Source organism: Micromonospora sp. NPDC093244, assembly GCF_040683695.1.
GTDB lineage: Bacteria > Actinomycetota > Actinomycetes > Mycobacteriales > Micromonosporaceae > Micromonospora.
In genome coordinates, this window is the sequence record NZ_JBFBEO010000006.1 from 209,634 (window position 1) to 222,531 (window position 12,898).

Consider the following 12,898-nt stretch of genomic DNA (forward strand, 5'->3'; position numbering starts at 1 on the left):
GCGAGAGGCAGCATCATGGACACCGCTCTCGACGTGCACGGCGCCCTCACCGACGACGAGCTGCGCCGGTTGGACGCCTACTGGCGCGCCGCGAACTACCTCACCGTGGGGCAGATCTACCTGCTGGGCAACCCCCTGCTGCGCGACCCGCTGACCCCTGACGACATCAAGCCGCGGCTGCTCGGCCACTGGGGCACCAGCCCGGGCCTCAACCTGATCTACGCCCACCTCAACCGGGTGATCGTGGCGCGCGACCTGAACGCCATGCTGGTCACCGGCCCCGGGCACGGCGGCCCGGCCATCGTGGCCAACACCTGGCTGGAGGGCACCTGGTCGGAGCGCTACCACGACGTGGCGCGCGACGAGACAGGGATGGCCCGGCTGTTCCGGCAGTTCTCGTTCCCCGGCGGCATTCCCAGCCACGTCGCGGCGGACGTGCCGGGTTCGATCCACGAGGGCGGCGAGCTGGGGTACGCGTTGAGTCACGCGTACGGCGCCGCGTTCGACCACCCGGACCTCGTGGTGGCGTGCGTCGTCGGTGACGGCGAGGCGGAGACCGGTCCGCTGGCCGGCAGCTGGCTCTCCAACGTGTTCCTCAATCCGGCCCGCGACGGCGCGGTGCTGCCCATCCTGCACCTCAACGGCTACAAGATCGCGAATCCGACCGTGCTGTCCCGGATCCCCGAGGCCGACCTGCTCGAACTGATGCACGGGTCGGGCTACCAGCCGTACGTGGTGGCCGGCGACGACCCGGCCGAGGTGCACCGCACCCTCGCCGCGACGATGGACCGGGCGCTTGACGAGATCGCGGCGATCCAGAGCCGGGCGCGTACCGGGGGTGTCGTCGAACGCCCCCGCTGGCCGATGATCATCCTGCGGACGCCGAAGGGCTGGACCGGCCCCGGCGAGGTCGACGGCAAGCAGGTGGAGGGCACCTACCGGGCCCACCAGGTGCCGCTGTCGGAGGTTCGCGACAACCCGGCGCACCTGGCCGAGCTGGAGCAGTGGCTGCGCAGCTACCGGCCCGAGGAGCTGTTCGACGCCACCGGCGCGCCGGTGGACGAGTTACGTACGCTGCCGCCGCGCGGCGATCGACGGATGAGCGCCAACCCGGTCACCAACGGCGGAGTGGTGCTGCGAGACCTGACCCTGCCCGACTTTCGTGACTACGGCGTGGAGGTCCCCGAGCCGGGCCAGCCGATGGCCGGCGCGACGGGGGTGCTCGGCCCGTGGATCCGCGACGTCATCGCCGCCAACCCGCAGACGTTCCGGCTGCTCGGCCCCGACGAGGTCGCCTCCAACCGGTTGGGTGCCGCCTTCGAGGTGACCGACCGGGCCTGGGTGGCCGAGACGGTGCCCGGCGACGACCACCTCTCCCCCGACGGGCGGGTGATGGAGGTGCTCTCCGAGCACCTGTGCCAGGGATGGCTGGAGGGCTACCTGCTGACCGGCCGGCACGGCGTGTTCACCAGCTACGAAGCGTTCATCCACATCGTCGACTCGATGCTCAACCAGCACGCCAAGTGGCTGAAGGTGACCCGGGCCATCCCGTGGCGGCAGCCGATCGCCTCGCTGAACTACCTGCTGTCCAGCCACGTCTGGCGCCAGGACCACAACGGCTTCTCGCACCAGGACCCCGGCTTCATCGACCACGTGGTCAACAAGAAGGCCGAGGTGGTCAGGGTCTACCTGCCGCCGGACGCGAACACCCTGCTCGCCACGATGGACCACTGCCTGCGCAGCAGGCACTACATCAACGTGGTGGTGGCCGGTAAGCAGCCGGCGCCGAACTGGCTGACGATGACCGAGGCCATCCAGCACACCCGGCGCGGCCTGGGCATCTGGGAGTGGGCCAGCAGCGACGCGGGCACCGAACCGGACGTGGTGCTCGCCTGCTGCGGCGACGTGCCCACCCTGGAGACCCTCGCTGCCGTGGAACTGCTGCGCCAGCACCTGCCGGAGTTGAAGGTGCGGCTGGTGAACGTGGTCGACCTGATGCGGCTCCAACCGGACACCGAGCATCCGCACGGGCTGCCCGACAAGGAGTTCGACACCATCTTCACGCCGGACCGGCCGATCATCTTCGCCTACCACGGCTACCCGTGGCTGATCCACCGGCTCACCTACCGCCGTACCAACCACGAGAACCTGCACGTACGCGGCTACAAGGAGGAGGGCACCACCACCACCCCGTTCGACATGGTGATGCTCAACGACCTGGACCGCTTCCACCTGGTCATCGACGTCATCGACCGGGTGCCCGGGCTGGGCGCGCGCGCCGCGCACCTGCGGCAGGAGATGGTCGACGCCCGGCAGGCCGCCCGCGACTACACCCGCCGGTACGGCGAGGACGACCCCCAGGTCGCGGAGTGGCGCTGGGTCCGCGAAACCGACCCGACGAACCGCTGAAGGAGGACGACGTGCGTGACGCGGAGATCCTGGTCGGCTACGACGGCTCCACCGACGCGTCGAGGGCCCTGGACTGGGCGCTGGACGAGGCTCGGCGCAGCGGGCAGCCGGTGCGACTGGCGTACGTGTTCGAGTGGCTGACGGTGGCCAGCTGGGTGGGCCCGGGCGTGGCGCCCGGCGTCTGGCCGGACGACACCGCCCGGCGGCAGGTCGAGGACCTGGTCCGCAGGGCAGCGGCGGACGCCACGGCCGCGAACCCCGGGCTGACGATCACCGGCCAGGTGTACGACGGGCCGCCGGCCCTGGTGTTGCAGGAGCGCTCCGCCGAGGCCGGGATCCTGGTGCTCGGCAGCCGGGGACACGGCGGGTTCGGTGGCCTGCTGGCCGGGTCGACGGCGGTGGCGGTCGCCGCGCACGCGCGCTGCCCGGTCGTCGTGGTCCGCGACGGTGACGTCCCGGGCGGCGCATCGGTCGGCCCGGTGGCGGTGGGCGTGGACGGCTCGGAGCCGTCGCAGGTGGCGCTGGGTTTCGCTGCGGAGCGGGCCGCGCAGCGGCAGGTTCCGCTGCGCGTTCTGCACGCCTGGACGCCGGGCCCCGGCGGGGCGGCCGGGGTGCCCGACGAGCGGGCCGCGATCGAGGAGTTGGTGGAGCCGTGGCGGCGCACGTTCGCCGGCCTGGACGTCACTGTCGACCTGGTGCCGGGCAGCCCCGCGGCGATGATGATCGAGGCGAGCCGCGACGCGCGGCTGGTGGTGGTCGGCACCCGGGGCCGGGGCGGGCTGGCCGGCATGCTGCTCGGCTCGGTCAGCCAGCAGCTGATCCAGCACGCCCACTGCCCGGTGGCGGTGGTCCGGGAACGCTGAGACCGGCCGGGGCTCGTGGTTCACCGCCGCTCGGCCGACGGGTCCGACGGATCCAGGGAGAAGAACTCCTCCCACGCCCACCACCGCCGGAGGCGGACCCGGACCGGCCGCTCCGGCACACACTCGGTCGACTCCACCGCCCCCACTGCGCATCGTCGCAGCCCGGGGCCGGGCGGCAACCGTACACCCGGAGTTCGTCGGTGTGCGGGCGCAACGTCCCGGTGCGGTCGGGACCTGCGACCCCTGCGGGTTGACGCCCGATGGCACAGGATGGTGCGGCAAGTCCCGCACGGCATCGTGTCGTGAGGCACGATGAGCAGAGACGGAAAGGTCGTGACCATGAGTCAGGAGAGCCAGCTGACCACCGCGCTGGCGGAGGCCGCCGCCACCGCCGGCCACGCCCCCTCGGTGCACAACACGCAGCCGTGGCGGTGGCGGGTGCTGCCCGACGCGTTGGAGCTGCGCTCGGTCGCCGACCGCAAGCTGGCCGCCACCGACCCGGAGGGTCGGCTCCTCGCGATCAGCTGCGGCGCCGCCCTGCACCACGCCCGGGTGGCGCTTGCCGCGCAGGGGTGGCGTGCCGTCGTGGAGCGGCTGCCCGACCCGGGCGACCGCGAGCTGCTGGCCCGGCTGACCGACCTGAGCCGCACCGACGCCGACCCGGACGCCATGCACATGGTGCAGTGCATGCAGGTCCGGCACACCGACCGGCGGCCGGTGAGCGACGAGCCGGTGCCGACGGACGCGATCACGCAGATCAGCCGGGCGGTCACCGCCGAGGGCTGCCGGTTGCAGATCCTCGACCGCGACCAGGTGCTGGAGCTGGCCGCCACGGCCGGGCACGCCGACACGGTCGAGTCCGAAGACCCGGAGTTGCGTGCCGAACTGGCGTACTGGACGGGCCGGGCCGGCACCGGCACCGGGCTACCGGCGGAGGTGCTGCCCGAGCAGCTCCCGCAGACCACGGTGCCGGCCCGCGACTTCGGCCGCCCCGGCAGCCTGCCGATGGGTCCCGGCCACGACCGCGCCGCGGTGTACGCGCTGCTGCACGGCGACGAGGACGAACCGGACAGCTGGCTGCGTGCCGGCGAGGCACTCTCCGCCGGTTGGCTGACCGCCACCCGCCTCGGTGTGTCGGTGGTGCCGCTCAGCGCCGTCGTGGAGGTGCCGGGCACCCGGCAGACGCTGCGTCAGCTCCTCGCCGGGCTCAGCTACCCGTACCTGGTGCTGCGCATGGGGATCGCCGACCCGGCACACGCCGGCCCGCCGCACACCCCGCGACTGACCACCGAGCAGGTGGTCGACACCTCAGCGGTCCGCGGTGAGCAGGGCTGAGCAGCCCGGCCGGAAAATTCACGGCGCTACCATCGCCGGGTGACGAGCAGCCCTTCGCATCCCCGCCACGAATCGCCGGTGACCCCGTCTCTCGGGTTGAGCCCCCTGTCCCGGGTACGCCTCGACGAACTGCTCCAGGAGATGCTGGACCGGGTCGGTGAGGTGGTCACCAGTCGGGAGCGGCTGCGTGCCCTGCTCGACGCGGTGGTCGGCATCGGCACCAACCTGGATCTGCGTACCACCCTGCAACGGATCGTGCAGTCCGCCTCGGAGCTGGTGGGCGCCCGGTACGGCGCGCTCGGCGTGATCGGCCCGGACCGGCTGCTGCACGACTTCATCGTGCACGGCATCACAGCCGAGCAGCACGCGCGGATCGGTGACCTGCCGCACGGGCGGGGCGTGCTGGGCCTGCTCATCGACGAGCCCCGGCCGCTGCGGATGCCGGACATCACCCAGCACCCCCGTTCCTACGGCTTCCCGGCGAACCACCCGCCGATGCACAGCTTCCTGGGCGTGCCGGTGCGCATCCGGGACCAGGTGTTCGGCAACCTCTACCTGGCCGAGAAGCAGGGCGGCGCGCAGTTCACCGAGGACGACGAGGAGATCGTCGTCGCGCTCGCCGCCGCCGCCGGCGTGGCAATCGAGAACGCCCGCCTGTACGCGCTGGCGCACCGGCGGGAACGCTGGCTCGCCGCGACCGCCGAGATCACCTCGGTGCTGCTCGGTGAGGTGCGCCGTACCGACGCGCTGGCCCTGGTGGCGCGGCGCGCCCGCGAGGTGGCCGAGGCGGAGCTGGCGCTGGTGCTGCTCTACGACACCGACGCCGAGCAGTTCACAGTCGAGGTGGTCGACGGTGTCGACGAGCAGGCCCGCGGGTTGGTCGGCACGGTCCTGCCGGCGGCCGACACCAGCTTCGGGAGGGCCATCGCCGAGGGCCGCCACGACCAGGTGGACGACCTCGGCCACGCCGCGCCGTGGCCGGCGCTGCTGCACACCGGCCCGGCGGTGATCTCACCGCTGGCCACCGCGGAGACGCTGCACGGCGTGCTCGTCGTCGCGCATTCGCCGGAGCGCGGCGGCGGCGCCAGCGACGACGAGATGGCCCTGCTGGGCAGCTTCGCCGGGCAGGCGGCGCTGGCCATGGAGCGGGCGCGCGGTCAGGAGGAACGGGAGTTGCTGGTGGTCCTGGAGGACCGCGAGCGGATCGCCCGCGACCTGCACGACGTGGTGATCCAGCGGCTCTTCGCCACCGGCCTGCAACTGCAGAGCGCCGCGCCGATGATGACCCGACCCGAGGTCGCCAAGCGGATCAACGCGGCCGTCGACGACCTGGACGCCACCATCCGCGACATCAGGCGGACCATCTTCGAGCTGCGCACACCGATGACCGCCGCGCTGCGCACCGAGATCCGCGAGGCGGTCGAGCTGGCCGCCGAATCGCTGGGTTTCAGGCCGCACCTGGAGCTGACCGGCCCGGTGGACAGCGCCGTCCCGGACGCCATCCGCCCGGACCTCACCGCCGTGCTGCGCGAGGCATTGTCGAACGCGGTCCGCCACGCGCAGGCCAGCCGGGTCACCGTCGCCGTCCGGGTCGACGGCGGGCAGGTCAGCCTGACGGTCACCGACGACGGGGTGGGCTGCGACCCGGCCACCGCCCGGGGCGGCCTGGTCAACCTGCGGGAACGCGCCGAGGGCCACGGGGGCATCTTCACCGTCCGCCGGGTCGAGCCGCACGGCACCGAGCTGTGCTGGACAGTTCCGCTGCGCGACTGACCGGGTCGGCTCAGGGAGTCTTGCCGAGCAGGCGGGTCGCCAGGACGGCGGCCTGCGTACGACGTTCCAGGCCCAGCTTGGCCAACACGCTCGACACGTAGTTCTTCACAGTCTTCTCGGCCAGGAACATCTTCCCGGCGATCTCCCGGTTGGTCAGCCCCTCCGCCACGTACTCCAGGATCCGCCGTTCCTGCTCGGTGAGGGACTTCAGCTCGCGCGGCTGCTCGACACCGTTGCGGATGCGCTCCAGCACCCGGGTGGTGATCGCCGGGTCGAGCAGCGACTGCCCGGCCGCCACCCGGCGCACCGCGTCGACCAGGTCGGTGCCGCGGATCTGCTTGAGCACGTACCCGGCGGCGCCCGCCATGATCGCGGCGAACAGCGCCTCGTCGTCCTCGTACGAGGTGAGGATGAGGCCCTTGATGGACGAGTCGACGGCCCGGACGTCGCGGCACACGTCGATGCCGTTGCCGTCGGGCAGTCGGGCGTCGAGGATCGCCACGTCGGGTCGCAGCGCGGGGATGCGGCGGGCCGCCTCCTGCGCGGAGCCGGACTCGCCGACCACCTCGATGTCGCCGCTGCTCTGCAGCAGGTCGGCCAGGCCACGGCGGACGACCTCATGGTCGTCGAGGAGGAAGACGCGGATCATCCCTCGTTTCTACCCCGTTGCCGCGACCCAACGCACGGGCCGAAGGTCCCGATCAGGACGGGCCGGAGTTCGCGGGCGGTCGGACCCGGCTGGTCGGGACGTCCGGCCCTGCTCGTCACCCACCCGTGGGGCGGACCGTGGGGGTGCGTCGGCCGCACGTCTCGGCGACCGGCCGGACCGAGAGGAGCACCGCCATGGACGTCGGCTACAGCCCGGCCCACCTGCGCGCCGCCGCCGTGGACGCGGTCCGGGCGCCGTCGCTGCACAACACCCAGCCGTGGCGGCTGCGCCTGCGCGACGGTGGGATCGAGGTGCTGGCCGACCAGACCCGTCGGCTGCCGGCGACCGACCCGAACGGGTGGGGGGTCCGGATCGCCTGCGGCGCGGCCCTGTTCAACCTACGCGTCGCGCTGGCCGTGGCGGGTCTCCCGGCCCGGGTACGACTGCGTCCCGACCCGGCCGAGCCGGACCTGCTGGCCCGGCTGGTGCCTGACGTTCCGCGTCGACCCACCCCCACCGAGCAGAGCCTGTACGCGGCCATCCCCCGCCGGTTCAGCAACCGGATGCCGTTCTGGCCGGACCCGGTGCCGGCCGACGCGCGGTGGCGGCTCGGCGAGGCGGCCCGCGCCGAGGACTGCTGGCTGGAACTGCTGGTCGGGGTCAGCGCGGTCACGGCGTTCGGCGAGATCGCCCACAGCGCGCACCGGGTGCTGGAGCGCGACCCGGCCTACCGGGCCGAACGCGAGGAGTGGCTGCGCCGGGAGCCCGCGCCGGACGGCGTACCCGCCTCGGCCGGCGGCCCGCAGGGCGAACCGCAGGACCTGCTGCCGACGCGCGGCTTCGGCGGCCGCGACCGGGCGCCGGGGCGGGACTTCGAACCGGAGCCGCTGGTGGGCGTGCTCGGGTCGATGGGCAACACAGCCGTGGACCAGGTCGTCGCCGGGCAGGCGCTGCAACGGCTGCTGCTCACCGCCACCGACGCCGGGCTCAGCGTGTCGATGCTCTCCCAACCGATCGAGGTGCCCACCGCCCGGGACCAGTTGCGGCTGGCGCTGGGCCGGTTCGGCACCCCGCAGATGGTGCTGCGGATCGGGTACGGCCAGCCGGGCCGGCCCACCCCACGCCGCTCGGTCGACGAGGTGCTGGAGCTGCCGGTGGTGCCGGCCTGACCCCGGCACCACCGGCAGCGACAACGCTCAGGCGAGCAGCGCCGCCTCCCGCTGCGCGTCCAGGCCCACCGCACCCGCGCCGGACGTCCGGCGCGCGGCGGCACCGACCGCTCGCCGTGGACCTCCGTCGCGGCCAGTGTCGACCACCAGATCTCATTCGTCCCCCGGCGGGCCGCCTCGGCGACCGTCGCGCCGCCCACGAAACCCGTCCCACCCACCATCAGCAGTCGCATGCGGCCACCCTGCCCGCCAGCCATGGTCGGCGGCACCCGCGTTCACCAGCAGCGGATCTGCTCCGGGCAGAAGCCAACGACCGGCTGTCGACGGGGGATGCCTTGGATGCGCGCGGTCAGGGTGCCGCAACGGCCGGCCGGAACGGCCACCGGGTCGTTCAGGGATGGTGGGCGATACTGGGTTTGAACCAGTGACCTCTTCCGTGTCAGGGAAGCGCGCTCCCACTGCGCCAATCGCCCGTGGTCTCCGCCGGAACCAGCTGGCGGATCGAGAGCGGACGACGGGATTCGAACCCGCGACCCTCACCTTGGCAAGGTGATGCGCTACCAGCTGCGCTACGTCCGCACGCCCCCGGCGAGCGCCGGCGACGGGTGAGACTCTACCCGATGCCAAGATCGGCGGGCGCGGCACCCTGCGGCGGTGGCGGTTGCGCTGCCTGACGACGGGGTACTGAAGGACCTCGACAGCACACCACATCCCCTAAGGAGGCTGTCGTGGGTATCGGCACCAGCATCTTTCTGATCGCCCTCGGCGCGATCCTCACCTTCGCGCTCGACGCCAGCGTCGGCGGCATCAACCTCGACGTGGTCGGCTGGATCCTGATGGGGGCCGGTGTGCTCGGCCTGATCATGACCACGCTGATCTGGGGTCGTCGCCGCAACGCGGTGGTCGCCAGCACCGAGCAGCCGGTCGAGTACCGCCGGGTCGAGGAGCGGCGGGACATCGCCCCGCCGCTGTGAGGCTTCCGCCTACCGAGCCGGCCACCTCCCCCCGAGGCGGCCGGCTCGTCGCACTCCGTTCCACGCCTGGTGACGACGCCGCTCATCCCATCAGCGAGTTGAGCGTGCCGTAGTCGAGGGCGTCCGCCAGCGCGCCGTACGTGCCCGCGCCGAGGGCCTCGTCGGCCGCCCGGCGGGCCACCGCGTACGCGGCCTCCGCCACCGACGAGCCGAGGCTCACCCGCGCCACGCCCAGCCGGGCCAGCTCCCCCACCGTGGGCGCACCGGGTCCGGCGAGCACGTTCAGCGGCGCCGGCACCGCCTCCACCAGCGCGCTGATGGTCTCCGGGGCGACCACCCCGGGCACGAAGATGCCGTCCGCGCCGGCGGCGAGGTAGGCGGTGGCCCGCGCCACCGTCTCGTCGACGTCCCCGGCACCGGCGAGGAACGTGTCGATCCGGGCGTTGACGAAGAGCGGCAGTCCCGCCGCGTCGGCAGCGCCCCGCACCGCCGCGATCCGCGCGCACTGGTCGGGTACGTCGCGCAACGGCGGGCCGGCCGCGCGGTGGGCGTCCTCGACGTTCACGCCTACGGCACCGGCGTCGAGCACGGCGCGGGTGGTCACGCCTACCTCCGCCGGTGTCGCCCCGTACCCGGACTCGATGTCCGCGGTGACCGGCAGCGACACGGAGGCGGTGATCCGGCCGATCAGGTCGACGGCCGCGTCGCGGGCGAGGACGTCGCCGTCGGCCGCGCCGAGGCTCCAGGCGACGCCGGCGCTGGTGGTGGCCACCGCGCGGACGCCGGCCGCCGCCACGATGCGGGCGCTCGCGGCGTCCCAGGCGTTGACCAGGACCAGTGGCGTCCCGGGGATGTGCAGGGATCGGAACAGGGCAGCTCGGGTGTGGTGTTCGCTCACCCGGCAAGTCTCGGGCGGCGCCGACGCCGCCGGTAATGTTTCAGTCCCAGCTGAATCCACCGGGGGTGCCGTGGTCGCCATCAGCATGTCGGCGGGCGCCGTCGCCCGCATCCGGTTCGCCGTCTCCTGCCTCTGGGAGGTCGTCGCGAGCGTCCGCGTGCTGCGCGACCCCGGGGACCACGCGGTCCACCTGCCCTGGGTACGGCGGGTACGTCGACCCCTGATCGAGGCGGGTCTCATCGAGGCGGACGGCGCGCTGCTCTGGCAGCTCGTACCGGCCCCACCCGGCTACCTGGCGGACTTCCTCACCCCGCCTCCCGCCGGCCTCAATCCCGACCTGGTCGCCGAACTGGCAGCCCTGCGCGCCACCCCGGCCGACACCGTCCGCGCCCACCTGGACCTGTATCCGGGCGACCGGCCGCCGGCGCTCGCCACCCTGTACGCCGATCCGCCGGCCGGGCTGCGCCACCTGTGCGAGGAGATCGAGGCGTACTGGCGGATCGCCCTGGCACCGCACTGGCCACGGCTGCGGCTGCTGCTCGACGCCGACGTCACCGCCCGCGCCCGCCTGCTCGCCGAGGACGGCGCGGCGGTGCTCCTGAACGACCTGCACCGGCAGGTCCGGTGGGAGGACGACACGCTTGTCGTCGCGCAGCGGCACTGCCTGGCCCCGGACGTCGCGAACGGCCCCGGCCTGGTGATGGTCCCGTCGGTCTTCGTCTGGCCGTCGGTGGCGAGCGTGTCCGCCGGCGACGCGCCCCAGCTCGCCTACCCCGCCCGCGGGCTCGGCACCCTGTGGGAGCCCTCGAACGGCGTCCCGGACGCGCTGGCCGTCGTGCTCGGTCGCGGACGGGCCCGGCTGCTCACCGAGCTGACCGGGCCGGTCAGCAACACCGAGCTGGCCCGGCGCAGCGGGATGTCACCCGCCGGGGTCTCCCAGCACCTCACGGCGCTGCGCGCGGCAGGCCTGGTGGTTACCCACCGCCGGGGCCGGACCCTGCTCAGCGCCCGCACCGACCTCGCGGAGGCACTGCTGTCCGCCACCGCGTAGGCGACGTCCGGGCGGGTGGCCCGACGCCGTTCGCGCGCTGGTGAGGCGCACCGGCAGCGCGCGTTACGCAGAAAAGCCGCCCCGGGGCATGGTCAACGAAGCCGCCGATTGCGAAACTGCTGGGAATGTCCAGCAACCCGCTGTCCCTGCCGCAGCCGTCCGCGCGGGCACCCGAGTTCGGCCGGGACTCGCTCATCGTCTGCGAGAACCTGGTGCGGATCTACCAGACCGGGTCGGTCGAGGTGCAGGCACTGCAGGGACTGGACCTGGCCGTGCAGAGCGGTGAGATGGTCGCCGTCGTCGGCGCCTCCGGGTCGGGCAAGTCGACGCTGCTCTCCATCCTGGCCGGCATCGACACCCCCACCGCCGGGCGGGTCCGGGTCGACAGGTGGAACCTGCTGGCGATGTCCCGCGCGGACCGGGTGGACTACCGGCGGCACACCGTCGGGTTCGTACGGCAGCAGACGGCGAGCAACCTGATCCCCTACCTGACCGCGCGGGAGATGGTGGACCTGCCGATGACGGCGGCCCGTACCGCGAAGAAGGAACGCCGGGAGCGCGCGGCCGAGCTGCTGGACAGCCTCGGCGTCGCCGACTGCGCCGACCGCCGCCCCAGGCAGCTCTCCGGCGGGCAGCAGATGCGGGTCGCGATCGCCGTGGCACTGGCCAACCAGCCGCAGGTCCTGCTCGCCGACGAGCCGACAGGTGAGCTGGACGCCGCCACGTCCGCGGAGGTCTTCGGTGTGCTGCGGGACGTCAACAGGCGGTACGGCGTCACAGTTGTCGTGGTGACCCACGACCCGGAGGTCAGCGGCCAGGTCGAACGGACCGTCGCGATCCGGGATGGTCGCACCAGCAGCGAGGTGCTGCGCCGCGCCACCACCGACGCGGAGGGCGACACGCACATGACAGCCGAGGAGTACGCCGTGATGGACCGGGCCGGGCGGGTCCAGGTGCCCCGCGAGTTCCGCGAGGCGCTGTCACTGACCCGACGGGTCCGGCTGGCCCTGGAATCCGACCACATCACGATCCGCTCCGACTCGCGAAGCGGCGAATGAGCGGCGAGCCCCTGCTGCGCGTGCGGGGCGTACACAGGCGCTTCCGCACCGGGCCGACAGTCGTCCACGCCCTGCGCGGCGTGTCGTTCGACGTGGCCGCCGGTTCCATGGTGGCGCTCGTCGGCAGGTCCGGTTCGGGCAAGACCACCCTGCTCAACGTCATCGGCGGCCTGGACCGCCCGGACGCCGGCACCGTGCACGTCGACGGCACCGACGTCACGGCGCTCGACGAGGACGGCCTGTCCCGGCTGCGACGCGAGAAGGTGTCGTACGTCTTTCAGAGCTTCGGGTTGATCCCGGTGCTGTCGGCAACGGAGAACGTCGCCGCGCCGCTGCGGCTGGCCCGCGTCGCCCCCGCCGAGCGCGAACGGCGGGTCGAGCTGCTACTGGACCTGGTGGGCCTGGCCGACCACGCCCAGCAGCGGCCGGCCGAGCTGTCCGGCGGCCAGCAGCAGCGGGTGGCGATCGCCCGCGCGCTGGCCGCCTCGCCCCGGCTCCTGCTCGCCGACGAACCCACCGGGCAACTGGACGCCGAGACAGGCCTGTCGGTGATGGCCCTGCTGCGCGGGATAGCGGAGTCCGAAGGCGTCACCGTGCTGGTATCGACGCACGACGCGGTGATGATGGCCCTGGCCGACCGGGTGATCCGCCTGCACGACGGGCACCTCGACGACCAGGCGGCCGGGCAGCCGTCCGAGCCCGCACCGGACGCCAGGTGA

11 protein-coding genes and 2 tRNA genes are annotated in these 12,898 nt (G+C 73.3%); 9 read left to right on the forward strand and 4 right to left on the reverse strand.

The features are described 5' to 3' along the window. Positions 1–15: 15 nt before the first annotated feature. The 4 genes from AB0N27_RS25680 (at position 16) to AB0N27_RS25695 (ending at position 6,380) form a co-directional block, all read left to right on the forward strand. A complete protein-coding gene (locus tag AB0N27_RS25680; RefSeq protein WP_364374796.1) occupies positions 16–2,409 on the forward strand; it encodes a phosphoketolase family protein in 2,394 nt (797 codons plus the stop codon). An 11-nt stretch (positions 2,410–2,420) separates the two neighbouring features. Next, positions 2,421–3,272 carry a universal stress protein gene (locus AB0N27_RS25685; protein WP_364374799.1) on the forward strand — a complete coding sequence of 284 codons (852 nt, stop codon included), beginning with the start codon at positions 2,421–2,423 and terminating at the stop codon, positions 3,270–3,272. Between the two features lie 312 nt (positions 3,273–3,584). Next, the gene (locus AB0N27_RS25690) at positions 3,585–4,607 is read left to right on the forward strand and encodes a nitroreductase (protein WP_364374802.1); all 1,023 of its coding nucleotides are present in this window, start codon (positions 3,585–3,587) and stop codon (positions 4,605–4,607) included. Positions 4,608–4,703: 96 nt separating this feature from the next. Further along, entirely contained in the window at positions 4,704–6,380 is a 1,677-nt protein-coding gene (locus tag AB0N27_RS25695; RefSeq protein WP_364375026.1) for a GAF domain-containing sensor histidine kinase, read from the forward strand. A 10-nt stretch (positions 6,381–6,390) separates the two neighbouring features. Here AB0N27_RS25695 and AB0N27_RS25700 read toward each other — a convergent pair whose 3' ends face one another. Then, a complete protein-coding gene (locus AB0N27_RS25700) occupies positions 6,391–7,029 on the reverse strand; it encodes a response regulator transcription factor (RefSeq protein WP_285793775.1) in 639 nt (212 codons plus the stop codon). Between the two features lie 194 nt (positions 7,030–7,223). Between AB0N27_RS25700 and AB0N27_RS25705 the strand changes: the two genes are divergently transcribed. Next, positions 7,224–8,198: a nitroreductase gene (locus AB0N27_RS25705; protein ID WP_364374804.1), complete on the forward strand. Its 975-nt coding sequence runs from the start codon at positions 7,224–7,226 to the stop codon at positions 8,196–8,198. A gap of 398 nt (positions 8,199–8,596) precedes the next feature. Here AB0N27_RS25705 and AB0N27_RS25710 read toward each other — a convergent pair. Further along, positions 8,597–8,671: transfer RNA gene (locus tag AB0N27_RS25710), tRNA-Val, on the reverse strand. A gap of 33 nt (positions 8,672–8,704) precedes the next feature. Continuing rightward, positions 8,705–8,777: transfer RNA gene (locus AB0N27_RS25715), tRNA-Gly, on the reverse strand. A gap of 149 nt (positions 8,778–8,926) precedes the next feature. Here AB0N27_RS25715 and AB0N27_RS25720 point away from each other — a divergent pair. After that, a complete protein-coding gene (locus tag AB0N27_RS25720; RefSeq protein ID WP_364374807.1) occupies positions 8,927–9,172 on the forward strand; it encodes a DUF6458 family protein in 246 nt (81 codons plus the stop codon). An 82-nt stretch (positions 9,173–9,254) separates the two neighbouring features. Here AB0N27_RS25720 and AB0N27_RS25725 read toward each other — a convergent pair whose 3' ends face one another. Continuing rightward, positions 9,255–10,070, reverse strand: coding sequence for an isocitrate lyase/phosphoenolpyruvate mutase family protein (locus AB0N27_RS25725; protein ID WP_364374809.1), 816 nt, complete (start codon positions 10,068–10,070; stop codon positions 9,255–9,257). Positions 10,071–10,140: 70 nt separating this feature from the next. Here AB0N27_RS25725 and AB0N27_RS25730 point away from each other — a divergent pair, with 70 nt between their 5' ends. The 3 genes from AB0N27_RS25730 (at position 10,141) to AB0N27_RS25740 (ending at position 12,898) form a co-directional block, all read left to right on the forward strand. Next, positions 10,141–11,121 (forward strand): DUF5937 family protein, encoded by a 981-nt coding sequence (locus AB0N27_RS25730; RefSeq protein WP_364374812.1) that lies wholly within the window; start codon positions 10,141–10,143, stop codon positions 11,119–11,121. Between the two features lie 125 nt (positions 11,122–11,246). Continuing rightward, positions 11,247–12,179 (forward strand): ABC transporter ATP-binding protein, encoded by a 933-nt coding sequence (locus AB0N27_RS25735; protein ID WP_364374815.1) that lies wholly within the window; start codon positions 11,247–11,249, stop codon positions 12,177–12,179. Further along, positions 12,176–12,898, forward strand: a complete 723-nt coding sequence (locus AB0N27_RS25740) for an ABC transporter ATP-binding protein (RefSeq protein WP_364374818.1) — start codon at positions 12,176–12,178, stop codon at positions 12,896–12,898. Before AB0N27_RS25735 ends, AB0N27_RS25740 begins: the two co-directional genes overlap by 4 nt.